The following is a 24,892-nucleotide window of genomic DNA, read 5'->3' as shown; positions in this document are numbered from 1 at the left end:
TTTCCTCAGCCGAAGGCAAAAGAGATGGCATCTCATAGCAGCAAGAGCAACAGCGCGGACACGATACGCCTTTGCGCAGATACCCTGAGCCCCAATACTCACTGCCGTTTCGACCTTGAAGCCAGAGTCATTGAGCACCTGAAATCAAAATACAGCCACGCAAATCCCGGCGACAAACACCAAAGCAATAGAGCCGTCGGTTTTGTGGCGCTGCTGCCGCAAATCAGCCTAAGCCCGCCGTCAATGCCACGCGCCATGCTGTATCAAAAACTGCCAGGCAAGCCTTTTGACTGGCGCACAGCCTGCGCCGAGCGCCACGCCATGCTGGCAAAAGACATGGCCGAGGCACTCGCCAATATCCATATCCCTTGTGATGAGATAACCGAGCTTACTGCCTATCCCTATGGCGATGAGGCATTTTTGGAAACCGTACTGCCGGTCGCGCTTACCCTGCTGCCAAAGCACATAGCCCCAAAGGCGCGGGATTATTTTGCCGCTGCCCATGCGCTTTATGAGCAATCGGCGCCCGGCACCACTCATCAAGGCATCAGTTATCAAGGCAACTCTCATCAATCCACTCCTGAGAGCTGCACGTCAGAAAGGCTTACTACATCGCGGTGCACGCCACTCCGGGTTACTCCAGTGCTGTGCCACGGCGATTTTGGTCCGGCTAATGTGCTTATCACAGAGACAGGCAGATTGGCGGGCATCATCGATTTTTCAGATATTTGCCGCACAGATCCCGCCATGGATCTCGCGCCCCTGTGGCGGCGGATGCCAGCGCCCTTCTTCACCCTGTTTCTTGCGCACTATCAAGCCGCCCTCGGCCCTGAGCGCTGGCAAGCACTGGCGCCAGACAGCTTACTTAAGCGGGCACAATATTACGCCTTAAGACGCGCCGCCTTTGTGATCTGGTATGGCACGTCATTCGGCTTCAGCGAAGGGCTTAAGCCCAGCATCGATTATCTGCTGGCGCACTTCGGGGTTGAATTCGCGCGCTGATTAATGCTGAAAACAAAAACGCCCGGCATGCCGGGCGTTTTTTATCTGATGGCTTGGCCAATCAATGATGATGGCCGCCTTCGCCGTGGGCGTGGCCATGGGCGATTTCTTCGGCGCTCGCTTCACGGGCGGACACGATTTCCAAATCGAAGGTCAGCTCGCGGCCTGCCAGTGGATGGTTGATATCCACGGTCACCATAAATTTACCCACTTTCACCACAGTCACCTGGCGCTGGCCCTGATCTGTGTTGACGATGGCGCGCATGCCCGGTTTCCACTCTTTGGCGCCCATCAGGTGCTTGGTGGACACGCGCTGCTCGGCGTTTTCGATGCGCTCGCCGTAGGTTTCACTGGCTGGCAGGGTAACGCTGAACTTGTCACCCACTTTTTTGCCTTCGATGGCCTTTTCTACGCCCGGCATCATGTTGTCATGGCCGTGCAGATAGGCGATGGGTGAATGCCCTTCGTTGGTCTCGAGCACGTCGCCTTTTTCATCGCGCAGCGTGTAGTTAAACTGCACCACCAGGTCGTCTTTGATTTGCATGAGTAATCCTGTTACTGAAATATGTAAAACCGCAGGAGCTTAACAAAGAATGCCCCCGCTCTCCAGCCTTATCGCCCCGGCCTTGTCAGCGCGCTCAGTTGGCGCTGATGGCGGCCACATCCAGCCCGAGCGCCTTCATGGTCGCATCGTCGGCAAAGCCGTCGGGCACCAACTGGTTCATACGCTGAAATTCTCGCACTGCGGCGGTGGTTTTGCTGCCCACGACGCCATCGGCATCACCCGTTAAAAAGCCAAGCTCAATCAAGCGGCTTTGCATTTGCTTGATGCCATCACGGGTGCGCTTGGGCTGCAGCGGCGGTGCCACGGTTAATGGCGGCGCGCCCTTTATCCGGTCGGCAAGATGCCCCACAGCTATGGCGTAAAACTCCGAGCGGTTCCAGCGCTGAATAACCTCAAAATTTTCATATCCCAAAAACGCAGGGCCTGTATGACCGGCGGGCAAATAGAGCGCCGCGCTCATGGGCGCCGCCGGCAGGCTTTGACCATTGGTCAGCTGCACCCCAAGCTCACCCCAGGCTCCGAGCTCTCGTCGGTTGGTGCGGCCCAGGGTGGTAAAATCGTAATTGGCGGGCAAGAGCACTTCCCTGCCCCAGCGCTGCTCGGCTTGCCAGCCAAGGCTCTTTAGGAAGTTGGCGGCAGAGGTGAGCGCATCGGCGGTGCTACCCCACAGATCGGCGCGGCCATCTCCGTCGCCATCCACCGCGTAGTCAAGATAGGTGGTGGGCATAAACTGGGTGTGGCCCATGGCGCCTGCCCAGGAGCCGACCATCACCGACTGGGGTAAATCGTGTTTATCGGCAAGCTTTAACGCCTGCAGCAATTCCTGGGTGAAATACTGGCTGCGACGCTTATCGCACGCCAGGGTAGCCAGCGAATCCAGTACCGGCATCTTGCCTTTGTAGCTGCCAAAGTTGGTTTCAAGTCCCCAGAAGGCCAGCAAATACTGGGCAGGCACCCCGTATTCTTTTTGAATTTTGTCGAGCAGGGCTGCGTGGGTTTTAAGTAACTTTTGCCCCTCGAGAATACGCCGCTCAGTTACCCTTTTGTTGAAGTAATCGGCAAAGGTCTGGGTGAATTCAGGCTGACTGCGGTCAAGCTCGATGACTCTGGTCACAGGCTTAAGCTTGCCAAGATAGGCGATGCGCGCCTCACTTATACCGGCGTTGTGCGCTTTGTCGGTAATGCCGGCGATGCACTCACCAAAGCCCTGGGTCACGGCCGCCACGTCATCCGCTACTGAGGTTGCAGCGACGCTGCCTGCAGTAGTCTTAGCATTTGTCTGGGCACTGCTGCCCACGCTTGTGGCAGCAGTTTGCGCGCTTTGTGGATTGGCGCTGTTTGCCTCCGGCACCGCGCTGCAGGCAACCGGCAACAGCAGCAGGGATGAGGCGAGAATAAGATTTTTTTTCAAAGCTGTGACTCCTTTATCAAGGCCGCGCCGGAATTAAAGAACTGGGAAGAAACGGCGGCGACCCGAGGATCGTGCATGATGGCACCGCGTAAGGCAATCGCAGGGCACAAATTCTCTTCATTGCCACACAAAAGCATGACATTGAAACGTAAAACTCCTTGGGTTTGCGGGCACATGCCTTATAATCAATGCATTAACAGCAAAAGAGATCCCACCATGACTGAAATGCAACCTCAACTCAGCGAATTTGTCGACAATATTAAAGATTCCCAGGTACTTTGGGGCCTGATGGACAAGGACGGCGAAGGCTGGGTCGTGTGCGATTCCAGCATCTATGAAGAAACCGATGTGATGCCGCTGTGGTCAAGCGAAGCCAAAGCCGCCGAGCATTGCAGCGAAGAGTGGGCAACCTATCGCCCTGCCGCCATTCCGTTGGTGGAATTCCTCGAGTACTGGGTGGAAGATCTGAACAACGACGGCGTACTGGTTGGCGTAGACTGGCAAGCCAACGAAGAGTGCATCGAGCTTGATCCTATCGATTTGGCCAAGCAGCTCGCCGAGATTGAAACTGAGTGACCGAGATTGCCATCGCCGAGGCGCCGTTTGATAAGCGGCACCTCTGCTGGTTTTGTGAAGAGCCCGCCGACGGGCTCTTTCACTTTATCAGCCCACGAGAGCATGAACACCCGTCGGTCGCCATCAGCGCCTGCAAAGAGTGCCGCCTGATAGCCAAAAGCCGCGAGCTCGACAGCCTGTACGAATGCCGCATGCTGGTCAAAGATACCCTTATCCAACGCTACGCCAAACATCTGGCCATCGGCAGCAACTGGACCAAGGCCGAACTTGAAGATTCGGGCTTTGACTGCAAAATCCTCGGTGGATTTAAAAAAAGTGCCTGGTTTATGTATGAAGTGGCACGGGACAGAGTCAATGCCGCCGGCTGGCCTGTGTCGGTAAATGGACTGGTTATCGATGATGGCAGCCATGGCGCCGAAATCGAGCATGACGGGGTAAAATTCACCACCCTCACCGGCGCCGCGCGCCATTTCAGCCACACCCAGGGACTGGATGAGCAGTTTATCTGCGCCCTGGTAAAACTCCTTGGCAGGCAGCGTTTCGCCTATGCCCTGAGGCTCGCCTCCCTTTACCGCGCCGCCAATTCGCGCCAAAAACAGGAACTGTTAAGCGAATTACATGAAGATGAGCAGCGCTGATGTGCCAGCCTCAACGCGCCGTTACGGATGCGCCTGAGTTCGGCAAACGCGGCCTGAAATGCATAAGGTCCAGTTAGGCTGAGCAACCAGATAATCTGAACGGCCAGCGAGTCTTAACGGCTACTTTTCTGAACTAACGTTAAGCGCAGCCAATCATCAAGTATCCTCAATGCTTCAGCAGCTCTCGCAGCCGCTCCTGCACCACCTCCACCAGCTTGTCGGGCTGAAACTTGGAAATAAACTGATCGCAGCCCACCTTCTCCACCATGGCGTGGTTAAAACTGCCGCTGAGTGACGTGTTCAGGGTGATGTACAAATCTTTAAGGCGCGGGTCGCTGCGCACTTCGTGGGTGAGTTTGTAACCGTCCATCTCCGGCATTTCGGCATCGGTTATCATCATCAGCAGCGCATCAGACACCTTTACCCCATCATCCGCCCAGGATTTAAGAAGCTCCAGCGCCTGCAGGCCATCGCACACTTCCATAATTTCAAGCCCAAGCTGCCCAAGGGTTTCTTTAACCTGGCGCCTTGCAGTTGCCGAATCGTCCACCACCAGCAGTTTACGGCCCGGCATTTGCGGCAGCAGCGATTCATCCAGCACCCCTTCCGATAAACGCACATCGTAATGGATGATTTCAGCCAGCACCTTTTCCACATCGATGATCGACACCAGATGAGTGGCCCCCTGATACTCAAGCCGGGTGATGGCCGTCAGATAGTTGTTGCGCCCCGCGGTTTTTGGGGGCGGCATGATGTCACTCCAGGTCATGTTGACTATGTGCTCAACCTTACCGACTAAAAATCCCTGCACCGAGCGGTTGTACTCGGTAATGATAAGGTTTGCTTCAGACTCATCGGCGGCCGCACCAAAACCGATAGCGCGGCGCAGGTTAATAACCGGAATAGACACACCACGGATATTGGCGACCCCACTGATGCTGGGGTGTGCCCCCGGCATGGCGCTGAGTGGCGGCAGCTTTACCACCTCTTTGACTTTGAACACGTTGATGGCAAACAGCTGTGAGGAGTGAATGCGAAACAAGAGCAGCTCGAGCCGGTTTTCGCCCACCAGTTGGGTACGTGAATCAACAGTCTCAAGAAGTTTGGCCATAGCGTTAAGTCTCTTATTCTGCCCGGGGATAGCTGTCCATGGGCCACCCTGATGAAGGTAGCAACATCCTCAATTATAGGTCTTTTGGGCAGGGAAACCATGCGCCAGCGCAATCTGCGCCCGCCCAAGACTGCTGCAACTGATCTTTTTGATGATTAACGGCGTAAAGAGCAGCAAAGAAATCCACCTTGATTAGAGAGAACATCATGAAAAGAGTCCTTATAGCGCTGCTCGCCATGTCAACCCTGCTCGGCGGCTGCGCCAGCGCCCCGCCAATGCCGGTGATAAACGGCTTTGAACTTAAGCACTATCTGGGCACCTGGCACGAAGTGGCGCGGATGGAAAATCGCTTCGAGCGCGGGCTGACCAAAGTGACCGCCGAATACCGGGACGACGCCGGCAGCATCAAGGTCATTAACCGTGGATTCAGCGCCGAAGATAACCGCTGGAAAGAAGCTATCGGCAAGGCGCGCTTTGCGAGCAATCCGGATGAAGGTCGGTTGGAAGTATCGTTTTTCGGCCCCTTCTACGGCGACTATCAAATCCTTGCCGCCACTCGGGATGCCGATGGCCGTTACCGCACGGCGCTGGTCGCCGGTGATTCGCTCGAGTACCTGTGGCTGCTGTCCCGCGAGCCAAACCTGAGCGCCGATGAAGAGGCCAAATTTACGTCAATGATCAAAAGCCTTGGCGTTGAGCCCCAATCACTGGTGTGGCTTTCTAAGCCACAGAGTTGACTAAGCCGCAGTCCTGAGCATGAATTAGGCGCTAGGCAGCCGCGCCTTAGTTTGCCATTCACTTCGATAAGAAACTGCGCCGCTCGTTTCGAACATAGTCGTTGTAATTGCGTCGCTGCAGTAAACCGCAGCGGCGCTTTGCATTTTCGAGCTCAGCATTTGCACGCTTAGCCTTTTCGAACTCAGCCTTTGCGGCAAAGCCCCATCCCGAATAAGCTGGGGACACTGCTTGATTTGATGACCTTTAGGCCGTTCTTTTCAAGCTCAGTTAACAGCTCCCCGTGATTGAAGCGATTTTCCAGCGGATGATCAAAAAGCCGTTTACTCAGCGGATTAACGATGGCGGCGCGGTACAAATCCCAGAAAAGAAAGTGCCCGCCAGGTTTGATAACCCGGGCAATTTCGTTAATCCCACTTTGCCAGTCAGGCACATGGTGCAGCATGGCAAATTCGGCCACCATATCAAAAGCGCCGTTATCAAACGGCAGTTTACAGACGTCGGCTTCAATAAACGTGGCCCAGCTGACCTTGCCAAGCCGCTCGCGGGCAAGTGAGAGCATGTCCTTGTCCAAATCGACTGCGGTAATCGTAGAAGCGCCAAGACGCTGACGTAAAAACTGCACGCCCTGCCCGCCGCCGCAGCCGATTTCAAGCGCGTTTTCCACCAAAGGGACCCCGTCGGTAAAGAGTCGCATCAAAAGCCGTGATTCAATGTTCGTTTGCAGGCTCTGGCGTGCTTTGGAGGTCACCAGGGTTCTTTCGGTTTGATTTAATTTCATCTGTTACTCCTCATTGGCGGCGCGATGCGGCCAGGCAAATCGCGCTACCTTGCCAGATATTGATGCCAGATATTCATGCCGGATACTGATGCCGACTGATGCCGGCGACTCATGCCAAAGACTCATGCCAAAGATTCAAAGCTCATCGCGACCTTGGATGATCCAGCCTGCCTAGCGGTACGTAATACAGGCTGTAAAGGTTTAATCGGGAGTTATCATGCAACTGGCGCTGTTTACCCTGCCCATCTGCTTATTGCCGGGCGGCATGACCAAGTTGAGAATATTCGAACCAAGATACAAGCGTTTGGTGAGTGAGTCATTAAGCTCGGGGCTTGGCTTTGCCATGTGCATGCTGGGGGATGACAAGCTGCCACTGCCCATCGCCACCCGCGCCGACATTGTGGATTTTGAAACCCTCGAAGACGGCTTGCTTGGCATCACCATCAGTGGCCGCGAGCGCGTCGCACTTGGACCCTGGCAGAGTGATTCGGATGGGCTTAAGCGCGCCGAGGCAAGTGTGTTGCCGGCGTGGGATGCGCTGCCAATGACGGCAAAACATCAGCATCTTGCGGACGGCCTGCGCCAGGTGATGGCACACTTTCCAACTCAGCTTGCCAATTACTCCGATAACGATTTTAACAATCTGACCTGGGTATGCAGCCGCTGGCTGGAGCTCTTGCCGCTGTCGCTGCAAAACAAGCAGCTGTGCCTTAAAGAAGCAGACCCCGGGCTTACGCTCGCGCTCATTAACGAAGTGATAAAAAAATCCTGATCCAATTGGCACGCATTGGCGTATGAACCCACATTCGATGCAATCATGGCCACTTCCCGAAGGATGTGAATGTGAAAATTCTTCATCAAAACCGCCAAAAAGCAACGCCTTACCGCTATCATATCCAGTCAGGGGCTCAATCAGGTGCCCAGGAAACGGATGAGATGGTAAAGCAGGTGCAGGAAATAGACGACAACAGCCTTAAACAGTGGCTGCTGGCGGTAGCCAACCAGCGCGACAAGCAGGCGTTTCGCGCCTTGTTTGATTATTTCGGCCCAAAGATCCGGGCCTTCGGTTTGTCGCGTCTGTCGCAGCAAGGTCTTGCGATGGATTTGGTGCAGGAAACACTCACCACAGTGTGGACCAAGGCGCATTTGTTCGATTCAGATAAAGGTAATGTCGCCACCTGGGTGTACACCATCATGCGCAACCAGTGTTTTGATATGCTGCGCCGGGTACAGCACAACCGCGAAGATACCTTCGGCGATGATATTTGGCCGCTGTTTGACAGCGATCCTGCCAGTGACGAGTTTGCCGATCACAAGCTTGATAATTTACTCGCGGCCTACCTCGGCAAATTGCCAAAACTGCAACGTGAAGTGGTTCAGGGCATTTATCTTCAGGAACTCAGTCAGCAGGAGCTTGCTGAAAAACTCGGTGTACCCCTTGGTACCATCAAGTCCCGCCTGCGGCTGGGGCTTGAGAAACTCAAAAGCCTGCTGGAGAAACATCATGATTAATCATCATCCCTCTGACGAGATGTTGCTTGCCCATGCCGCAGGTGAAACCTCCTTTGCCATGGCGCTTGCCCTGAGTGCCCACTGCGAGCTTTGCCACCAGTGCGCCGAGCGCGTGTCACTGCTGCAGCAAAAGCTTGCCAGACACCACCTGAGCGCTCCTTCTGGCGTTAATGCACTGGATGATGCTACCCGAGTAGAAACTCGAACTGAGGCGCAGCAAAGTGACTGGCTGAACATGGATAGTCTGTTCGATGCCATTACCGCTACCGAGGCAGAAGAACCTGTATTGACCAAAGGCGATCTAGGCCCGGCCGTCACTGCCGTGAAAGGCGAGCAATTTATCCTGCCGCGCACGTTTCGTCAGCTCATTCACAGTGACCTTGCCAGCAGCTGGAAAGGCCTTGGAAACGTAAGCAGGCTCAGGTTCGATACCCAGGACGGTAAAGCCCGTGCCAGCTTGCTGCACATTGCCGCCGGCGGTGAAATTCCTGAGCACACCCATAAGGGCGTCGAAATTACCCTGCTGCTGGATGGACATTTCAGCGATGAATTTGGCAGCTACGGCCCGGGGGATTTTATGCTGATGGATGGCAGTAAGCAGCACACGCCTATCACCCAAGATGGTTGCCTGTGTTTTACCGTGGTGGATGCGCCGCTGCACTTTACCAGGGGGCTGAGTAAGCTGCTTAACCCCATCGGCGAACTGATTTACTGATGCTTCTGTTGATACATTGAAGCTTTTGGTTTTTGTGTCACCCCATCCCAATCCAACCGGATGACCATTCAGCGCGGGCAAATGCCCGCGTTTTTTTCAGCCGTAAAACCAATAACAAACGCCAATGGCGGCGAGAATGCCAGCGAGATCGGCAGTCAGGGCACAGCCCACCGCATGGCGGCTGTATTTAATGCCCACCGCACCAAAATACACCGCCAGCACGTAAAAGGTGGTTTCGGTGGAGCCCTGAAATACCGCTGCAAGGCGGCCGGCAAAAGAGTCAACGCCGTGATGTGCCATGGTTTCCAGCATCATGGCGCGGGCACCGCTGCCACTGAAAGGCTTCATCAGCGCCGTGGGCAGAGCATCCACAAAGCGGGTATCGCCGCCGATGGCGCTCACGAGCGCAGCAATCAGCGACAAAAGATAATCGAGCGCCCCGGACGCGCGCAGCAAGCCAATTGCCAGCAGCATCGCCAAAAGATAAGGGATAAGCTGAATGGCAAGCCCGAAGCCTTCCTTGGCACCCTCGATAAATTCATCATAAATGGCAACCCGCCTCACACTTGCGCCAAGCACAAACAAAAAGATAAGCCCAAGCAACACCCCATTGCCGGCCAGACCGGACACAGCGGCAATCTCATCGGCAGCGAGAGTGCCAAGATAGGCAATAAGCGCCAGCAAAGCGCTTATCATCAGCGCGCCATAGCCAAGTACCACGGCTGAAAACAAGGGCAAGCGCTGCACCAGCGCCACACACAGAAGACCTGCCAGTGTGGAGGCAGAGGTTGCGAGCAATATCGGCAAAAACACATCGGCGGGCGACGCTGCGCCCTGCTGGGCGCGGTAAAGGAACACGGTTACCGGGATCAGGGTCACAGACGAGGTGTTGAGCACCAAAAACAGGATCTGCGCATTGGAGGCGGTATCTTTGATGGGATTGAGGCGCTGCAGGTCATTCATCGCCTTGAGGCCAAGCGGCGTGGCGGCGTTATCCAGCCCCAGCACATTGGCCATCAGATTCATGGTCACACTACCAAAGGCCGGATCGCCTTTCGGCACCTCGGGCATGAGTTTAGCAAGCAGTGGCTCGCTGACTTTTGCCAGCGCAGCAACCATGCCTGCCTTCTCGCCAACCCGCATCAACCCAAGCCACAGCGCGAGCACGCCCACAAGGCCAATGGCAATTTCGGCGGCAAGTTTGGCACTGGCAAACAGCCCTTCTACCGCCGCACTGACCACACTGGTGTCGCCCTGACCAAGGCGCAGCAGCACCGCCGCCAGGCTTACCGCAAAAAACACCATCCATACCCGATTGAGCAATGCCTTCTCCCAATTCCCGGCACCCAGCGGCCGGTACATCTGATATACTGCCGCCATCTGCTACAAGCTTTCTGGCATTATGGTTCAATTAAATCAAAATTTTATCAATAGCATTGCGCAAGAAATGCCATCCCATCTGAGCATGGATGACTTTATCCATTACTGCGGTCTGCCGCTGCGCCCTGCTATCCGGGTTAACACCCTGAAAATTTCCGCTGACGCGCTTAAAGCCATACTTGAACCCCGCGGCTGGCAGTTTGCTGCCATTCCCTGGTGTAAGGACGGCTTTTGGGTAAGCTACCCTGACGATTGCCAGCCCGGAAATCTGGTTGAGCATATTCAGGGGCTGTTTTACATCCAGGAAGCGAGCTCCATGATGCCGCCAGCAGCGCTGATGTTTGGCGAGGACAGCAAACCTGCCATGCTGCTCGATGTTGCGGCGGCGCCTGGCTCCAAAACCACCCAGCTTGCCGCCTTGATGGACAATCAGGGCCTGATCCTTGCCAACGAATACTCCGCGAGCCGCACCAAGGTGCTTGCCGCCAATTTACAGCGCATGGGCGTGGTCAACACGGCGATGACTAATTTTGATGGCAGAGTATTCGGCAGTTATCTTTTTGAAACCTTCGATGCCATCTTGCTGGATGCGCCCTGCAGCGGCGAAGGCACAGTGCGTAAAGACCCCTTAAGCCTGAAGCACTGGGACCTTGCCGAAATTGAGTCGATTGCCGCGCTGCAGCGGGATTTGATTGATTCAGCCTTTCAGGCGCTCAAACCCGGCGGCGTACTTATTTACTCGACCTGCACCCTGAACCGGCAGGAAAACCAGGCCGTTTGTCATTTTCTGAAAGCGCGTTATGGCGATGCGGTGGAGTTTGAATCTCTCGCAAACCTGTTTGACGGTACAGATAAATCTCTGACTGAAGAAGGCTTTCTACATATCTGGCCGCAAATTTACGACAGTGAAGGCTTTTTTGTGGCAAGGCTTCGTAAAACACGGGCAGTGCTGCGAAATACCGACGATCCGAATTACCGCGCTAAATTCCCCTTTACGCCGGCAGCACCAAAGCCACGTCAGGCGTTGGCTGAGGCGCTGGCATCCCTGGGGCTCTCGCTGCCAAAAGATGCGAGCGTGCTGATGCGCGATGATGAATTCTGGTTGGTGCCCGACGGCCTGTTGGCCCTTACTGAGCGGATCCGCTTGCAGCGCATTGGTCTAAAGCTTGCTGAAAACCACAAGCACGGCATCAAAATTCGCCACGAAGCGGTGATGAGCCTTAGCTGCAACAAGCTGTGGCCGGTGAGCGACGAGGCCGCAAAAGCCTATTTAATGGGGCGGGATGTGGCGATTGATGGCACTAAAGCGCTGGGTGAACAAATTCTTTCACTGCACGGCGCGCCACTTGGCCTTGCCAAGCATCTGGGGAATAAGCTTAAAAACAACTTGCCACGTGAGCTTTGCCGCGATAACGTCCAAAGCTGAGCACACAGGCGGCTAGTGGTTTATGAATGGTGAAAAAAATTTGCTCATAAATTCAGCAAAAGATAAATCACTGTTCTAGACTGGTAGGAGTGTTTCCTCAATACCCTTTTGGAACTGAATAGCGCACGGCTCTTTATTGAGCCATTCCCCTGGGCCCAAAACATCAGGAATAGTTTTGGGCCTTTTTTTATGTGTTAAATCAGCTGATTTAGCAGAAATACACTCAGGCGAACCTTAAACTCCGTGACCGGTAAATTCAGCGACCGGCAAGACGCGCCGCATCCTTAAACAGGGTAAAAAAGTTCCGGGTAGTGAATTCAGCAAGTTCAGCAAACTTTTCACCGCGAAGCTCAGCAACAAACTCCGCCACATCACGCACATAGGCGGGCTGATTTTCCTGGCCGCGGTGCGGCACCGGCGCCAGATAGGGCGAATCGGTTTCAACCAACAACCTGTCTTTGGGCACCTTGCGGATGACCTCGCGAAGCTCTGCCGCATTTTTGAAGGTGACAATACCTGAGACCGAAATATAAAAGCCCAAGTCCATCGCCGCCTTGGCCATTTCCCAATTTTCGGTAAAGCAGTGCAGCACACCACCAACCTGCTCGGCGCCGCCATCCTTGAGCAAACGGATGGTATCTTCACGGGCGTCACGGGTATGCACGATGAGCGGCTTATTCACTTCGCGGGCTAGGGCGATTTGCTGCTCAAAACACTGAAGCTGCAGCTCGCGGCTTTCATCGGCGTAATAGTAATCAAGGCCGGTTTCGCCAATGGCAACCACTTTGGGATGTGAGGCAAAGGCTTTAAGCTCGGCAACATCCAGCCCTTCTTTTACATCAAGGGGATGCACGCCGCTTGAGAGGAACACATTGTCGAACATTTCCACCCGCTCACGCATGGCGTCAAAGCCCTTTTGGCGCACATTTACGCACAGCACATAATCAACGCCACGGGTTTTGGCGGCCCCCAGCAACGAGGCCAAAGAAGTGTCACAAGGCCCGGCCTTGAGTCTGTCGAGATGGCAATGTGAATCGATGAGCACCTTGGGTTTCCTGCCGGTCAATAAAAGGATGGCAAGAATAGCGGCCTACATGGTGCAGGTCAAATCGCCTGAGGCGAGTTCGCGGGAAAGCAGGTTTTCAATATGGTGTTTATGGGTTTCGGCATCGGACATGATTTTAAGGCCAACCCCGGGTGGACGGCCGCCGGAAGCGCCGACCGGATTGATCCACACCACTACCCCGCGCAGTTGATGCACGGCAGTCGCGCCCGGTAAGCGGTAGGCCAGCGTCAGCTCCTGCCCCAAAAAATGGCTTTCACTGGTGGACACAAACAGCCCGGCAGGCTTAATGAAAGGCATGTAGGCTCGATACAACTGATGCAGCGTATCGAAATTCACCATCAAATCAACCATAGACTAAGTTGCTTATAAGCCCTGATAACTGGAGACAAATTTCTGACATAGTGCCAGATAATTGACGCTCGACATAGTAGTTAAGGTATGGCACACAGCCATAATTTCGCCAGCCAAACCAGCGACTTTCGCCGCCCGAATGGGATTGCCAAGTGACAACTCTTGCACAGCTTCAAGAAGTACTGAATACAAAACCTTAAGTACATCAGTAATTTGTTCTTCGCTGATATCGTTAAAGCTAGCACACAGATGGCCGTGGGACAAACTGCTTCGCCAATCTTTTCGATATCGCTCCAGCACTTCCATCTTGTTGTTTTGCAAGTACTCTGCCAACTTTACCGGTCCGCCGACCACAGGCAGTGCCCAGATGGCATCAGCTCTGAGCCCCTCACGGGAAAGCCAGGCCGCGATGGCGTGATTATCAGGTGCAACAAAAGGCAGTTGCTGGCAGCGGCTTCGCAGGGTTGGCAGCAGCCGCGCCGGGGTGTTGCTTTGCAGCAGAATAAGGGTATTGGCCGGCGGCTCTTCGAGGGTTTTCAGCAGCGCATTGGCCGCCGCCTGATTCATACGCTCGGCGCCGTGGATAAGGGCCACACGCTTGCCGCCCTGCTGCGCCGTGGTGGCGAAGTCAGCGATAAGGCTTCGTACCTGATCCACCTTGATTTGATTGCCATCGGCAACCAGCCGGTAAAAATCAGGATGATTACCGGCGCTAAGCAGCTGACAGGACTTACATTGACCGCAGGCGCCGTGGGGCGTTACCGACAAACACAGCGCCGAGCCTGCCATACGCTCAAGCAGCGCATTGACACCCAGACCCTCTTCAATCCCGACCAGCAGCGCATGGGGCAGCCGTCCTGCAGCGGACAGCTGCAGAAATTTATCAAAACTTGGCTGGAACCAGGGATATAAATCCATGCTCAGTTAACCGAAAATGCGGCTGAAAGCGTAGCGATGATGGCAGCATGTACCTCGGTAAGTGGCCTTGATGCATCGATCACCTTGATGGAGTCATCCTTGGCCGCTTCACTTAAAAAGGTTTGCCGTGCCCGTTGGAAAAAATCTATCTCCTGCTGCTCAATCCGGTCAAGGGCACCGCGCCTGGCCGCGCGCTCGAGGCCAAGGATAGGGTCGATGTCGAGATACAGGGTCAAATCGGGTTTAAAGTCACCGAGGGTGATGTCGCTTAAGCGACTGACCAGGGACATCAAACCGCGGCCGCCGCCCTGATAGGCGATAGAGGATAAATTATGCCGATCGCCAAGCACCCAGCGCCCATCCGCAAGCGCCGGCTTTATAACATTGGCCACCAGCTGCGCCCGTGCGGCGTAAAACAGCAGGCATTCGGCTTCGTCACAAAGCGGATCGCCAGGCTCGGCGTTTTTAACCAAATCACGGATTTTTTCAGCAAGCGGCGTACCGCCGGGCTCACGGGTGCACACGGGGGCTTTGCCTGTGTGCTTTTCAATAAAATCGGTTACCAGCGCGACGGCACTGGACTTACCCGCACCTTCAAGTCCTTCGATAACAATGAATTTTGCGCGAGACTCGGTCATTTTTGCTTTCTCTGATATTCGTTTACAGCGCGGTTATGCTCGCTCAATGTTTTGGAAAACACATGGCTGCCATCGTTACGCGACACAAAATAAAGGTAATCAGCCTTGGCCGGCACCGCTGCTGCCATCAGTGCGGCGCGGCCCGGTGCGGCAATGGGGGTTGGCGGCAGGCCATCAATACGATAGGTATTGAACGGCGTATCTTCCTGCAGATCTTTACGGGTGATATTGCCGTTGAAGCGCTCGCCCATGCCATAAATCACAGTCGGATCGGTTTGCAGGCGCATGCCGAGGCGAATGCGGTTGATAAACACCGAGGCTATCAGCGGCCGCTCATCGGCTTTGCCGGTTTCCTTTTCGATGATGGACGCCAGGATAAGCAGCTCATAGGGCGATTTGAGCGGCGAGTCGCTGCTGCGCGCCTTCCAGGCTGCCTCAATCTCCTGCTGCATCTTACGATAGCTTTGGGTGAGCATGGCAGTAACCGACTGACCGGCATGGTAGCTGTAGGTGTCGGGGAAGAATTTCCCCTCCGGCAGTCCTGAGCTGTCGCCTTCGGCCTTCAGCACCGCCAAAAAGGCATCCTCCTGCCAGTTAAGTCGTGCGGCCGTTTTCAGCCTTGCGCTCCACTCGCGCACCGTCTGGCCTTCCACCAGGGTAACGCTGAAATCTTTCACTTTGCCATCAAGCAGTTTGGCAAATAAATCCACTAGCGTGTCACCGGGGGCGATGGCGTAGGTGCCCTGGCGTATGCCAGCGTATTCAGGATGCAGGCGCAAGAACCAGTCAAATTCCCAGCCTTCGCTAAGAAGCCCCTCTTTCATCAGCTCTTTGCCAAGGGTACGGGCATTCATGCCTTTAACCACATCAAGCTCACGTTCCTGCTGAAGATTAAGCGGCGTTTTACCATAGCTTTCAAGGGCATTCATGCCCCACATCACCACGCCTGCCCCAATCAGGGCTAGGCTGAATACCGACGCCCCAAGGGCGAGCAAAATTCGTTTCATAAAAATGAGTCCAGCGCATCACGCACAGCGTCGATGCCATGAAATTCAGGAAAATAATGATGATTAATGCGCCGCACTTCGATAACGCCCATCAGGCTGTTACTCATCAGCACTGCATCACAGCAAGTGAGCAGCGCCTCAGAAACCGCCTTGGCCTCGACCCGGTAGCCTAGTGACAGCAGCGCTTCGAGCAGGCATTGGCGCATGACACCTGAGACGCCGGCATAGCTGTGATGGGGCGTAATGCAGGTGTTGCCGACAATAAAAACAAGATTGGCCATCGAGCTTTCAATGACCTCGCCGTTACAGTCTTTAACCAGAAAGTCATCGGCCCAGTCCGGCAAGGGCTCAGCGCGAATAAGAACCTGCTCGAGCCGGTTTAGGTGTTTCATGCCAGCAAGCTTTGGCTGACGCCCAAGTTGCAGCGACGCGCTGGCAAGGGCAACGCCGCGCGCACGCCAGTCGCTGTAATGCGCCGGCAACGCAAAAGCGCTTAATACCGCGAGCACTTTGGGATTAGACGGCGCAAGATAACCACGCCCACCCTCGCCCCGGCTAAGGATAAGCTTAAGGCCGCCGCCTTTATGCAAGGAAGCGGCGATAATCAATCTTGACTTGATGTGTGCCAGCAGCTGCGAAAGCAGCGCATCTTGTGCGGACGGCTTGTCAGCACCGGCACTTGACGTGCTATCAGCTGGCATACCGGAGTGACTATCGGTTCTGAAAAAACCAAGCCGCAGCATGCCCTGGGCGAGCCTTGAGAGGTGGGTGTCAAGACAGGTTATCCGCCCGTCATCCAGCACCCGCATGGTCGCAAACAGGCCATCGCCATAGGCCAGCGCCCGATCGGCGCCGGAAATGGCGGTGTTTTCAATGACGGAATTAGTGCTCTCCAGGTTCGAACCAGCAGTGCCCGGAACCGCCGCAGTTGATCCCGCAGTGCCGGAACCGGTTAAATCGTGCCAGCACAGGGTTGGCGAATTGGCAGCGCCTGCGCCGGATAACGCCTTTTGCTCGTCCTGAGTCACTTTATTGCTCCGAACGTCGGTCATGCAGCTTAGCTGTCCTGACTGATGCGGCTTGCCACCGCTTCCTGCTGATCTTTGTACTTGGCGTTTTTGCGGGTGTTGTACGGACGCGCTACTGGGCCGCTGAGGCGCTCAAAGTTAAGCGCGCCAATGGTCATACCCGGGCGCAGCGCCAGTGGCAGCTTACCGCTATTGTAAAACTCAAGCACAATCTTACCCTGCCAGCCCGGATCGATACGGTGCGCGGTCACGTGCACCATCAGCCCCAAACGGGCCAGTGACGAGCGGCCATCGAGCCAGCCAACGATATCCGGCGGCAAAGTCACACTTTCAAGGGTGACGGCAAGCGCCAGTTCGCCCGGGTGCAAAAAGAACGCGTCGCCGTCTTTGATGTCGATTTTATCGCTCATCACCCGGTCGAGCGCCGCCTGCACCTCAATGCTTGGGCCACTTAAGTCGATAAAGGGCGCGGTGTGATCCTGAAACACCCGAAACTGGTTACCAAGACGCACATCCACGCTGACGCCGCTGATGGCATCATTGCTTGGCCGCGGGTCGATGACGATTTTGCCTTCATCGAGCGCCTGTTCAATTTCTATGTCAGTTAATCGCATCTTGCCTTTATCTCCCTGAATTGTGTTTGTTATTTGGCGAGCAGGTGCTGAATTCGCGCCTTAAGGATATCGGTGGCAATACGGTTTTTACCGCCACGGGGCACGATAATGTCGGCATACTGTTTTGACGGTTCAATAAACTGTAAAAACATCGGCCGCACGGTTTTTTGGTACTGGCTGATTACCGACTCCATGGTGCGGCCGCGCTCGGCCACATCGCGGGTCAGGCGGCGCAGGAAACAGATGTCCAGCGGCGTGTCCATAAACACCGAGGCGTCCATCAGTTCACGCAGCTTAGGATCGGTGAGCAGCAAAATCCCTTCCAGAATAATGACTTTTTTCGGCGTCATCACCCGGGTTTCGCTCATGCGCGTGTGCTCTGTGTAGCTGTACACCGGGATCTCCACCGAGCCGCCATCCTTTAATGTCAGCAAGTGCTGTGCAAGGAGCTCATGATCCATGGCTTTAGGGTGGTCGTAGTTGGTCTTTACCCGCTCTTCCATGGACAGATGACTCTGGTCGCGGTAATAGGCGTCTTCTGCGATAACTCCTATCTGATCCGTTCCCAGATCCCGGCACAATTCCTCATATATGGTCTTGGCGATAAGGCTCTTGCCTGATGCACTGGCCCCTGCAATACCAATAATGACACATTGCTGTGAATTCATATACTTAAAACCTTTTACTCGTCGTCGGAAATGCTGATGGAAACACCGGTCTGGGGCTTGGTTTTCGCAAGACTTGCACCCACTTTGCATGCGATTTCCCGGTAAATCGCGGCGATATCACCCGAAGGCTCGGCCACCACTGAGGGTAAGCCTTTGTCCATGCCTTCCCTGATACTGATGTTGAGCGGCAGCTCACCAAGCAGCGGCACGGCATAGCGCTCGGCAATATTGCTGCCGCCATGGGTACCAAAGGGGTGCTCTTTGTACCCGCAATTGGGGCACAAATGGAAACTCATGTTCTCCACGATGCCAAGCACCGGGATATTCACTTTATTAAACAGAGTGATGCCCTTTTTGGCATCCAGGGTCGCGATATCCTGCGGTGTGGTCACCACCACAGCGCCGCTTACCGGCACCTTTTGCGACAGGGTGAGCTGAATGTCACCTGTGCCGGGCGGCATGTCCACCACCAGATAATCAAGCTCAGGCCAGCTGGTTTCGTTAATAAGCTGTACCAGCGCACCGGCGGCCATAGGCCCGCGCCACACCGCGGCCTGCTCATCGGCGAGAATAAAACCGATACTCTGGGCGGCAATGCCGTGCACCTTGGCGGCGGTCATCATCTTGCCATCCGGCGATACTGGTTTGAAATCGGCAATGCCGAGCATCACAGGCACAGAGGGGCCATAAATGTCGGCATCGAGAATACCAACATTGGCACCTTCGGCGGCGAGCGCCAGCGCCAGATTGACTGCGGTAGTGGATTTGCCCACCCCGCCCTTGCCGGACGCCACCGCAATCACGTTTTTCACATTGGGAATGGCGGCGGTATTGGTGCTGCCGGTGTTTACCGGCACCTGCAGGTCGATTTCACACTCGACTTCATCAATGGCATCCAGCGTAGCCAGCGCTCTGGTCAGGGTCATCACTGTGTCTTTGTAGCTGCTCTGACACGGGTAGGGATACACCAAACCAAGCTCCAGCCGGCGGCCCTTAAGGCCAAGCTTGCTTACCATACCGGCGCTGACGAGCCCCTGCTGCAGCCTGGGTTCAATATGGGCATCCAATATCGCAAGTACAGATGAGAGCAGCGGCTCTGGTAACTGATAGTTCCGGGACGACAACATCAATGACTTTCCCCCTGAAAAAATTTGCCCAAGTGTATCAGATATTGCCCAAAAGATGCGTGCACAAATAGCTCAATTGCACAGGCTTTTGGTGAAAATGACGCGCGCATCGGTTAGTATCTAAGCCAATTATTCCGGGACCAACACGATTTTGAGTAAAGATGGCAAATTCACAACGTAAAATCCTTGTCACCAGCGCCCTGCCCTATGCCAATGGCCCAATTCATCTGGGGCATATGCTGGAGTACATTCAGACCGATATCTGGTCGCGTTTTCAAAAAATGCGCGGCCACGAGTGCCACTACATTTGTGCCGATGACGCCCACGGCACACCTATCATGCTCAAGGCGCAGCAACTTGGCATGGCACCCGAAGAGATGATTGCCAAGGTTAACGTTGAGCATCAGCAGGATTTTGCCGACTTCAAAGTGGCGTTTGACAACTACCACAGCACCCACAGTGACGAAAACCGCGCACTGGCGAGCGAGATTTACCTCAAGCTGCGTGACGGCGGCTATATCAAGAGCAAGACCATCTCCCAGCTGTTCGACCCTGAAAAGTCGATGTTCCTGCCAGACCGCTTCGTAAAAGGCACCTGCCCCAAGTGTAAGTCTGAAGATCAGTACGGCGACAACTGTGACAGCTGCGGCGCGACCTACAGCCCAACCGAGCTGATTAACCCACGCTCTGCGGTGAGTGGCGCCACGCCGGTGATGAAAGACACCGAGCACTTCTTCTTCGACCTGCCCGCCTTTGAAGGCATGCTCAAAGAGTGGACGCGCTCCGGCGCGCTGCAATCCGAAATGGCCAACAAGCTGGACGAGTGGTTCGAGCAAGGCCTGCAACAGTGGGACATCACCCGCGACGCACCTTACTTCGGCTTTGAGATCCCCGATGCGCCGGGCAAGTATTTCTATGTGTGGCTCGATGCCCCTATCGGCTACATGGGCTCGTTCAAAAACTTCTGCGACAAACGCGGCAACATCAATTTTGATGAGTTCTGGGCCAAAGATTCCAGCGCCGAGGTGTATCATTTTATCGGCAAGGACATCGTTTATTTCCACAGCCTGTTCTGGCCCGCCATGCTGCACGGCGCCGGTTACCGCCAGCCAAGCAGCGTTTACGCCCACGGTTATGTGACGGTCAACGGCGCCAAGATGTCCAAGTCCAAGGGCACCTTTATCAAGGCCCGCACCTACCTTGATCATCTGGATCCTGAGTATCTGCGTTACTACTACGCCGCCAAACTCAGCGCCCGTATTGACGATCTGGATTTAAACCTCGAAGACTTTGCCCAGCGGGTGAACTCAGATCTGGTGGGTAAGCTTGTTAACCTCGCCTCACGCACCGCAGGCTTTATCACCAAGCGCTTCGATGGCAAGCTCGCCACTGTAGCGGACAAGAGCCTGATTGACAGCTTCCTTGCCAAGCAGGACCTGATTGCCGAGCTGTTTGAGACCCGCGAATACGGCAAAGCCATGCGTGAAATCATGGCACTGGCCGACATCGCCAACGGCTTTGTGGCCGATGCAGCGCCATGGCAGCTGGTGAAACAGGACGACAAGCAGGAAGAGGCCCATCAGGTGTGCTCTAACGCCCTGAACCTGTTCCGCATTCTGGTCACCTACTTAAAGCCAGTGCTGCCGCGCCTTGCCAAAGACGTGGAAGCCTTCTTCAAGATGGAACTCACCTGGGATGGCCTGAGTGCTGATTTGAGCGGCCATGAAATCGCCGAATTCAAGCCCATGATGCAGCGGGTTGAACTCGACAAGGTCGCCGCCATGGTGGAGGCCTCCAAGGAAAACCTGCAAGCCACTGCAGAGCCAGTTAAAGCAGGCCCGCTGGCCGATGACCCCATCAGCCCAACCATCAGCTATGAAGACTTCGCCAAAATCGATTTGCGCGTAGCACTGATTAAAAAGGCCGAAGCCGTGCCAGAAGCCGATAAACTGCTGAAATTGCAGCTGGATATTGGCGGTGAAGTGCGTCAGGTGTTTGCCGGCATTAAGTCTGCTTACAACCCCGAGGATTTGGAAGGCAAGCTCACCGTGATGGTAGCGAACCTCGCGCCGCGCAAGATGCGCTTTGGCATGTCCGAAGGCATGGTGCTGGCCGCAGGCCCGGGCGGTAAAGACCTGTTTGTGCTGGAGCCCCATGAAGGCGCCAAGCCAGGCATGCGGGTGAAATAAACCCGAGTCATCAAAAAGGCCGCGATTGCGGCCTTTTTTGTGTACTGTTGCACCCAGTGGGTTAAGCGGTTAAACCGGATTTTCGATATCCACGAAATGGTGGTTCAGACCAAACTCCCGGCGCAGGTGCTCACCTAAAGCCTCAATGCCATAACGCTCAGTAGCGTGGTGACCAGCGGCAAAATAGTGAATGCCCTGCTCAGTCGCACTGTGGAAAGTACGCTCCGACACTTCGCCGCTGATAAAAGCGTCCACTCCGAGTGCCACCGCCATGTCGATATAGTCCTGCGCACCGCCGGTGCACCAGGCGATGCGGTGAATGGGCTTATCCGCGCCGATATGCAGCGGCTTGCGGCCAAGCACCCGCTCAAGCAGGCCACTGAAGGCATCACCGCTCAGCGGTGCCTCGGTGTTACCCCACCACAAGAGGCCGTCACCGAGTGATTCGTGGGCTTCAGCGTCCAGAATACCAAGGCGACGCCCCAGGGTGGCGTTGTTGCCGACCACGGGATGCGCATCCAGCGGCAAATGATAGCCAAAGAGATTAATGTCGTTGCCAAGCAGCGTTTTAATCCGCCTCTGCTTCATACCGACCAGGACATCCGGCTCATTTTTCCAGAAAAAACCGTGGTGAACCAAAATCGCATCGGCGTTCAGTTCGACCGCTTTGTCAATCAGGGCCTGACAGGCGGTAACGCCCGTCACTATGGTACGTATGTCATTGCGCCCTTCAACCTGCAAGCCATTAGGGGCGTAATCCTTGAAACGGCCGGTTTGTAAAAACTCAGCCAAATAGTGACTCAGCGCTGCGCGTTCCATGAGTTCTCCCGATGATGTAAGCAAACCAATCACTTAATAGCGACAGTGTACCCGCTTGCCGGGCGTGGTCAATCCAAAGCCATGCGCTACATAGGCAAACGCCCGCATCAGCGGGCGTCAGTGCATACGTGTGTAAGTGCGAACATGCTTTGCGAAGCATTACATGGCCTTATCAACCCTTACCGAGCCAACCAGATACACCACCCGCACCTCATCACCGCTTTGAAACGCCATGCGGGGATCTTCATCCTGCAGCACCATAACCTGGGTGCCGTCTTCCTGACGGATCATCAGTTCAACCAACGAATACTCACGGTAATAGTCGCCCCCGGCCCGGTGGGCGAGCGCGCCGCCAGCCAGAGCGCCAAGTACAGTGGCCACATCCTGACCGCTGCCACCACCAAACTGATGACCAATCACACCACCCAGTAAGGCACCACCAAAGGTGCGCCAGCCCTGATGGCGGTCTTCTACCAATTCCTGCTCGGTAATGCGGCGCACCGATACCACGTCGCCATACAGCACTTTCTCAACAGGAACCGCTTGATTTCGTTCATAAGCCGCCTGTGATGACGGGGTAAAATATGCTGGCAAAAGCATCAGACAGACGAGTGCCGGTTTCCACATAATGCAAGATCCGCTACTTTATTAATAACATCCCTCTGATAGTACTCGTTTGTGAGCGGCCTGTCTTTTATTGATGATGAGCAGATGCGATTCCCATCGCCCGAGCTTGCACTGAGCGACCCCAATGGCCTGCTTGCCATTGGCGGCTCTCTGCACCCCAAACGGCTGCTAGCGGCCTATTACGATGGGATTTTCCCCTGGTTTAACGCCGACGATCCCATTTTGTGGTGGTCGCCGGATCCCCGCGCCGTGTTTATTCCGGGCGAGCTTTACATCAGTCAGAGCCTTAAAAAGAGCCTGCGTAAACAGCGCTGGCGCATCACGCTCAATCATGCCTTTGCCGACGTCATGGCCGGCTGCGCCCAGCCGCGCAGCAAACAGCAAGGCACCTGGATAACTCAGGAAATTCAGCTCGCCTACCTTGAAATGCACAGCCTCGGGCATGCGCACTCAGTCGAAGTCTGGCTGGGCGAGCGGCTGGTCGGCGGTCTTTATGGCATGTCTGTCGGACAGGTATTTTGCGGTGAGTCTATGTTTCACCGCGAAACCGACGCCTCCAAAATCGCCATGTGGGCACTGCATCAGCATCTGTCAGCCAGCGGCTATAAGCTGCTCGATGCCCAGGTCATGAACCCTCACCTGAAAAGCCTAGGTGCCCTGGAAATACCTCGAAGCACCTTTCTTGGCCATCTCAAGGCGCTGCGTGATGGTAAGGTGAGTGAACTTTGCTGGCAGCCACGGGAGTTATCGATTGGACAATAGTACCCACGTCAGCGTAGGGATAAGCCAGCTGTTTCCCTGCAGTTACCTTGAAGGGCGCCAAGAGCAGCTGCTGATTATTCAGGAGCCGTTTCTGGACAGCCTGCTGTTTGAGCGGCTGCTGCAACTTGGGTTCAGACGCAGCGGCGAAGCTATCTACAAGCCCCGCTGCCCAAGCTGTACCGCCTGTCAGGCACTGCGGGTTCCGGTTAAAAGCTTTAGCCCGTCGAAGCGTCAAAAACGCACCCTGAGCAAAAACAACGATTTGACCGTGCACTGGACTGAGCAAAGCAGCCCTGAGCACTACGCCTTGTATGAAAAGTACATCAATCTTCGCCATGCCGATGGCCCGATGTTTCCGCCAAGCCTTGGCCAGTATGAACATTTTGTGCAGTGCCATTGGTCGCCGCCGGCCTTTGTTGAGCTTAGGCTCAATGGCCAACTGCTTGCGGTAGCCGTAACCGATGTATTGCCCACAAGTCTTTCTGCTATTTACAGTTTTTTTGACCCTGAATTTGAGCATCGCTCCCTTGGCAGCCAACTTATCCTGACTCAGCTGCAACTGGCGGCAACGCTTGGTAAAGAGCAGCTGTACCTTGGCTATCAAATCGATGAAAACCGCAAAATGTGTTACAAGCGGCTCTACCGCCCCTACCAGATCCTCACCCCCCAGGGTTGGCAGCTAAGCCGCGACATTGACAGCTGAACCACAGATTTTCAGTTACTTTGATTATGGCCGTCCCCTTTACACTCAGGCCGATTTGGGGCATGATACGCCCGTTTTTCATATTTGAAGGCTAATGGGACAATTTTTTAATGGCGAAAGAAGACAGCATTGAGATGCAGGGTACTATCCTGGAGACTCTGCCAAACACTATGTTTCGCGTAGAGCTCGAGAATGGTCACGTGGTGATCGCCCACATCTCAGGTAAAATGCGCAAGAATTACATCCGCATCCTGACCGGTGACAAGGTCACTGTTCAGTTGACTCCTTATGATCTGACCAAAGGTCGTATCGTCTTCCGCGCCCGCTGATCCTGATCGTCATCATCAAAAACCCGGCCAAGCCGGGTTTTTTGTTTGTCTGATTTTGTAAGACAAATATTGTGTGACTGATGATTTATGACATAGCTTCCAGGACACAGCACCCAGGACAGAGCACCTAGAAAAGAGCACGTAGAAAAGAGCAGCGCCTAATCGATTAATGGATCAACTTGGCAAAGAGGAAG

General features: G+C 54.8%; 28 protein-coding genes. 12 read left to right on the top strand and 16 right to left on the bottom strand.

Features of this window, described 5'->3' with window-relative positions; all coding sequences use genetic code 11:
- Positions 1-24 precede the first annotated feature (24 nt).
- The gene (locus KJI95_RS15210) at positions 25-1,002 is read left to right on the top strand and encodes an aminoglycoside phosphotransferase family protein (protein WP_214508042.1); all 978 of its coding nucleotides are present in this window, start codon (positions 25-27) and stop codon (positions 1,000-1,002) included.
- A gap of 61 nt (positions 1,003-1,063) precedes the next feature.
- Here KJI95_RS15210 and KJI95_RS15205 read toward each other — a convergent pair whose 3' ends face one another.
- Together KJI95_RS15205 and KJI95_RS15200 are read right to left on the bottom strand one after the other, a co-directional pair.
- Positions 1,064-1,546: an FKBP-type peptidyl-prolyl cis-trans isomerase gene (locus KJI95_RS15205; RefSeq protein ID WP_214508041.1), complete on the bottom strand. Its 483-nt coding sequence runs from the start codon at positions 1,544-1,546 to the stop codon at positions 1,064-1,066.
- A gap of 94 nt (positions 1,547-1,640) precedes the next feature.
- Complete coding sequence (locus KJI95_RS15200) at positions 1,641-2,978, bottom strand: lytic murein transglycosylase (protein WP_250885866.1); 1,338 nt, start codon at positions 2,976-2,978, stop codon at positions 1,641-1,643.
- A gap of 216 nt (positions 2,979-3,194) precedes the next feature.
- Here KJI95_RS15200 and KJI95_RS15195 point away from each other — a divergent pair, with 216 nt between their 5' ends.
- Positions 3,195-3,554, top strand: coding sequence for a DUF2750 domain-containing protein (locus KJI95_RS15195; protein WP_214508040.1), 360 nt, complete (start codon positions 3,195-3,197; stop codon positions 3,552-3,554).
- Positions 3,551-4,192: a hypothetical protein gene (locus KJI95_RS15190; protein ID WP_214508039.1), complete on the top strand. Its 642-nt coding sequence runs from the start codon at positions 3,551-3,553 to the stop codon at positions 4,190-4,192. Before KJI95_RS15195 ends, KJI95_RS15190 begins: the two co-directional genes overlap by 4 nt.
- Before the next feature lie 166 nt (positions 4,193-4,358).
- On the opposite strand, the gene KJI95_RS15185 is transcribed toward KJI95_RS15190, so the two are convergent.
- Positions 4,359-5,303, bottom strand: coding sequence for a chemotaxis protein CheV (locus KJI95_RS15185; protein WP_214508038.1), 945 nt, complete (start codon positions 5,301-5,303; stop codon positions 4,359-4,361).
- A gap of 206 nt (positions 5,304-5,509) precedes the next feature.
- Between KJI95_RS15185 and KJI95_RS15180 the strand changes: the two genes are divergently transcribed.
- Positions 5,510-6,040 carry a lipocalin family protein gene (locus KJI95_RS15180; RefSeq protein WP_214508037.1) on the top strand — a complete coding sequence of 177 codons (531 nt, stop codon included), beginning with the start codon at positions 5,510-5,512 and terminating at the stop codon, positions 6,038-6,040.
- A 182-nt stretch (positions 6,041-6,222) separates the two neighbouring features.
- Here the strand turns inward: KJI95_RS15180 and KJI95_RS15175 are convergent, their stop codons facing one another.
- On the bottom strand, positions 6,223-6,819 hold the full coding sequence (locus tag KJI95_RS15175; RefSeq protein ID WP_214508036.1) for a class I SAM-dependent methyltransferase: 597 nt from the start codon (positions 6,817-6,819) through the stop codon (positions 6,223-6,225).
- A gap of 217 nt (positions 6,820-7,036) precedes the next feature.
- Between KJI95_RS15175 and KJI95_RS15170 the strand changes: the two genes are divergently transcribed.
- The 3 genes from KJI95_RS15170 to KJI95_RS15160 all read left to right on the top strand — a co-directional run bounded on the left by KJI95_RS15170 (position 7,037) and on the right by KJI95_RS15160 (position 9,046).
- Entirely contained in the window at positions 7,037-7,591 is a 555-nt protein-coding gene (locus KJI95_RS15170) for an LON peptidase substrate-binding domain-containing protein (RefSeq protein ID WP_214508035.1), read from the top strand.
- Positions 7,592-7,755: 164 nt separating this feature from the next.
- Complete coding sequence (locus KJI95_RS15165; protein WP_214508102.1) at positions 7,756-8,331, top strand: sigma-70 family RNA polymerase sigma factor; 576 nt, start codon at positions 7,756-7,758, stop codon at positions 8,329-8,331.
- Positions 8,324-9,046 carry a ChrR family anti-sigma-E factor gene (locus tag KJI95_RS15160; RefSeq protein ID WP_214508034.1) on the top strand — a complete coding sequence of 241 codons (723 nt, stop codon included), beginning with the start codon at positions 8,324-8,326 and terminating at the stop codon, positions 9,044-9,046. Before KJI95_RS15165 ends, KJI95_RS15160 begins: the two co-directional genes overlap by 8 nt.
- A gap of 96 nt (positions 9,047-9,142) precedes the next feature.
- Here the strand turns inward: KJI95_RS15160 and KJI95_RS15155 are convergent, their stop codons facing one another.
- Positions 9,143-10,369 (bottom strand): nucleoside recognition domain-containing protein, encoded by a 1,227-nt coding sequence (locus tag KJI95_RS15155; RefSeq protein ID WP_214508101.1) that lies wholly within the window; start codon positions 10,367-10,369, stop codon positions 9,143-9,145.
- Between the two features lie 79 nt (positions 10,370-10,448).
- Between KJI95_RS15155 and rsmF the strand changes: the two genes are divergently transcribed.
- A complete protein-coding gene (gene rsmF, locus KJI95_RS15150) occupies positions 10,449-11,852 on the top strand; it encodes a 16S rRNA (cytosine(1407)-C(5))-methyltransferase RsmF (protein WP_214508033.1) in 1,404 nt (467 codons plus the stop codon).
- Between the two features lie 256 nt (positions 11,853-12,108).
- On the opposite strand, the gene KJI95_RS15145 is transcribed toward rsmF, so the two are convergent.
- From KJI95_RS15145 to apbC, 9 genes are read right to left on the bottom strand one after another with little or no spacing between them, the layout of a single operon-like run.
- Positions 12,109-12,897, bottom strand: coding sequence for a TatD family hydrolase (locus tag KJI95_RS15145; RefSeq protein WP_214508032.1), 789 nt, complete (start codon positions 12,895-12,897; stop codon positions 12,109-12,111).
- A 45-nt stretch (positions 12,898-12,942) separates the two neighbouring features.
- Positions 12,943-13,269, bottom strand: coding sequence for a PilZ domain-containing protein (locus tag KJI95_RS15140; protein WP_214508031.1), 327 nt, complete (start codon positions 13,267-13,269; stop codon positions 12,943-12,945).
- A gap of 12 nt (positions 13,270-13,281) precedes the next feature.
- Positions 13,282-14,187, bottom strand: a complete 906-nt coding sequence (holB, locus tag KJI95_RS15135; RefSeq protein WP_214508030.1) for a DNA polymerase III subunit delta' — start codon at positions 14,185-14,187, stop codon at positions 13,282-13,284.
- A gap of 2 nt (positions 14,188-14,189) precedes the next feature.
- The gene (gene tmk, locus KJI95_RS15130; protein WP_214508029.1) at positions 14,190-14,825 is read right to left on the bottom strand and encodes a dTMP kinase; all 636 of its coding nucleotides are present in this window, start codon (positions 14,823-14,825) and stop codon (positions 14,190-14,192) included.
- Complete coding sequence (gene mltG, locus KJI95_RS15125) at positions 14,822-15,832, bottom strand: endolytic transglycosylase MltG (RefSeq protein ID WP_214508028.1); 1,011 nt, start codon at positions 15,830-15,832, stop codon at positions 14,822-14,824. Before mltG ends, tmk begins: the two co-directional genes overlap by 4 nt.
- The gene (gene pabC / locus KJI95_RS15120) at positions 15,829-16,884 is read right to left on the bottom strand and encodes an aminodeoxychorismate lyase (RefSeq protein WP_214508027.1); all 1,056 of its coding nucleotides are present in this window, start codon (positions 16,882-16,884) and stop codon (positions 15,829-15,831) included. The genes mltG and pabC overlap by 4 nt, the downstream gene beginning before the upstream one ends.
- A 5-nt stretch (positions 16,885-16,889) precedes the next feature.
- Positions 16,890-17,474: a dCTP deaminase gene (dcd, locus tag KJI95_RS15115; protein ID WP_214508026.1), complete on the bottom strand. Its 585-nt coding sequence runs from the start codon at positions 17,472-17,474 to the stop codon at positions 16,890-16,892.
- A gap of 29 nt (positions 17,475-17,503) precedes the next feature.
- The gene (gene udk / locus KJI95_RS15110; protein ID WP_214508025.1) at positions 17,504-18,142 is read right to left on the bottom strand and encodes a uridine kinase; all 639 of its coding nucleotides are present in this window, start codon (positions 18,140-18,142) and stop codon (positions 17,504-17,506) included.
- Between the two features lie 14 nt (positions 18,143-18,156).
- Positions 18,157-19,269 (bottom strand): iron-sulfur cluster carrier protein ApbC, encoded by a 1,113-nt coding sequence (apbC, locus tag KJI95_RS15105; RefSeq protein WP_214508024.1) that lies wholly within the window; start codon positions 19,267-19,269, stop codon positions 18,157-18,159.
- A 161-nt stretch (positions 19,270-19,430) separates the two neighbouring features.
- On the opposite strand from apbC, the gene metG reads away from it, so the two are divergent.
- On the top strand, positions 19,431-21,458 hold the full coding sequence (gene metG / locus KJI95_RS15100; RefSeq protein ID WP_214508023.1) for a methionine--tRNA ligase: 2,028 nt from the start codon (positions 19,431-19,433) through the stop codon (positions 21,456-21,458).
- Between the two features lie 69 nt (positions 21,459-21,527).
- Here metG and KJI95_RS15095 read toward each other — a convergent pair whose 3' ends face one another.
- Both KJI95_RS15095 and KJI95_RS15090 read right to left on the bottom strand, forming a co-directional pair.
- Entirely contained in the window at positions 21,528-22,277 is a 750-nt protein-coding gene (locus KJI95_RS15095) for a Nif3-like dinuclear metal center hexameric protein (RefSeq protein ID WP_214508022.1), read from the bottom strand.
- 159 nt (positions 22,278-22,436) lie between these two features.
- On the bottom strand, positions 22,437-22,904 hold the full coding sequence (locus tag KJI95_RS15090) for an outer membrane lipoprotein (RefSeq protein WP_214508021.1): 468 nt from the start codon (positions 22,902-22,904) through the stop codon (positions 22,437-22,439).
- A gap of 51 nt (positions 22,905-22,955) precedes the next feature.
- Here KJI95_RS15090 and aat point away from each other — a divergent pair, with 51 nt between their 5' ends.
- The 3 genes from aat (at position 22,956) to infA (ending at position 24,698) form a co-directional block, all read left to right on the top strand.
- On the top strand, positions 22,956-23,666 hold the full coding sequence (aat, locus tag KJI95_RS15085; RefSeq protein ID WP_214508020.1) for a leucyl/phenylalanyl-tRNA--protein transferase: 711 nt from the start codon (positions 22,956-22,958) through the stop codon (positions 23,664-23,666).
- Positions 23,656-24,369 (top strand): arginyltransferase, encoded by a 714-nt coding sequence (locus KJI95_RS15080; RefSeq protein WP_214508019.1) that lies wholly within the window; start codon positions 23,656-23,658, stop codon positions 24,367-24,369. The genes aat and KJI95_RS15080 overlap by 11 nt, the downstream gene beginning before the upstream one ends.
- 110 nt (positions 24,370-24,479) lie before the next feature.
- Complete coding sequence (gene infA, locus KJI95_RS15075; RefSeq protein WP_011760168.1) at positions 24,480-24,698, top strand: translation initiation factor IF-1; 219 nt, start codon at positions 24,480-24,482, stop codon at positions 24,696-24,698.
- The last annotated feature ends 194 nt before the right edge of the window (positions 24,699-24,892 follow it).

It is taken from the genome of Shewanella jiangmenensis (assembly GCF_018596335.1).
Classification (GTDB): Bacteria; Pseudomonadota; Gammaproteobacteria; order Enterobacterales; family Shewanellaceae; genus Shewanella; species Shewanella jiangmenensis.
The sequence above is the reverse complement of the archived record's forward strand: the minus strand, read 5'-3'. Positions and strand labels throughout refer to the sequence as shown.

Coding starts and splice junctions, on each gene's coding strand:
- KJI95_RS15210 (WP_214508042.1), top strand. CDS start 25: ATGGCATCTCATAGCAGCAAGAGCAACAGCGCGGACACGATACGCCTT.
- KJI95_RS15205 (WP_214508041.1), bottom strand. CDS start 1,546: ATGCAAATCAAAGACGACCTGGTGGTGCAGTTTAACTACACGCTGCGC.
- KJI95_RS15195 (WP_214508040.1), top strand. CDS start 3,195: ATGACTGAAATGCAACCTCAACTCAGCGAATTTGTCGACAATATTAAA.
- KJI95_RS15185 (WP_214508038.1), bottom strand. CDS start 5,303: ATGGCCAAACTTCTTGAGACTGTTGATTCACGTACCCAACTGGTGGGC.
- KJI95_RS15180 (WP_214508037.1), top strand. CDS start 5,510: ATGAAAAGAGTCCTTATAGCGCTGCTCGCCATGTCAACCCTGCTCGGC.
- KJI95_RS15175 (WP_214508036.1), bottom strand. CDS start 6,819: ATGAAATTAAATCAAACCGAAAGAACCCTGGTGACCTCCAAAGCACGC.
- KJI95_RS15170 (WP_214508035.1), top strand. CDS start 7,037: ATGCAACTGGCGCTGTTTACCCTGCCCATCTGCTTATTGCCGGGCGGC.
- KJI95_RS15165 (WP_214508102.1), top strand. CDS start 7,756: ATGGTAAAGCAGGTGCAGGAAATAGACGACAACAGCCTTAAACAGTGG.
- KJI95_RS15160 (WP_214508034.1), top strand. CDS start 8,324: ATGATTAATCATCATCCCTCTGACGAGATGTTGCTTGCCCATGCCGCA.
- rsmF (WP_214508033.1), top strand. CDS start 10,449: ATGGTTCAATTAAATCAAAATTTTATCAATAGCATTGCGCAAGAAATG.
- KJI95_RS15140 (WP_214508031.1), bottom strand. CDS start 13,269: ATGGTTGATTTGATGGTGAATTTCGATACGCTGCATCAGTTGTATCGA.
- holB (WP_214508030.1), bottom strand. CDS start 14,187: ATGGATTTATATCCCTGGTTCCAGCCAAGTTTTGATAAATTTCTGCAG.
- tmk (WP_214508029.1), bottom strand. CDS start 14,825: ATGACCGAGTCTCGCGCAAAATTCATTGTTATCGAAGGACTTGAAGGT.
- mltG (WP_214508028.1), bottom strand. CDS start 15,832: ATGAAACGAATTTTGCTCGCCCTTGGGGCGTCGGTATTCAGCCTAGCC.
- pabC (WP_214508027.1), bottom strand. CDS start 16,884: ATGACCGACGTTCGGAGCAATAAAGTGACTCAGGACGAGCAAAAGGCG.
- dcd (WP_214508026.1), bottom strand. CDS start 17,474: ATGCGATTAACTGACATAGAAATTGAACAGGCGCTCGATGAAGGCAAA.
- udk (WP_214508025.1), bottom strand. CDS start 18,142: ATGAATTCACAGCAATGTGTCATTATTGGTATTGCAGGGGCCAGTGCA.
- apbC (WP_214508024.1), bottom strand. CDS start 19,269: ATGTTGTCGTCCCGGAACTATCAGTTACCAGAGCCGCTGCTCTCATCT.
- metG (WP_214508023.1), top strand. CDS start 19,431: ATGGCAAATTCACAACGTAAAATCCTTGTCACCAGCGCCCTGCCCTAT.
- KJI95_RS15095 (WP_214508022.1), bottom strand. CDS start 22,277: ATGGAACGCGCAGCGCTGAGTCACTATTTGGCTGAGTTTTTACAAACC.
- KJI95_RS15090 (WP_214508021.1), bottom strand. CDS start 22,904: ATGTGGAAACCGGCACTCGTCTGTCTGATGCTTTTGCCAGCATATTTT.
- infA (WP_011760168.1), top strand. CDS start 24,480: ATGGCGAAAGAAGACAGCATTGAGATGCAGGGTACTATCCTGGAGACT.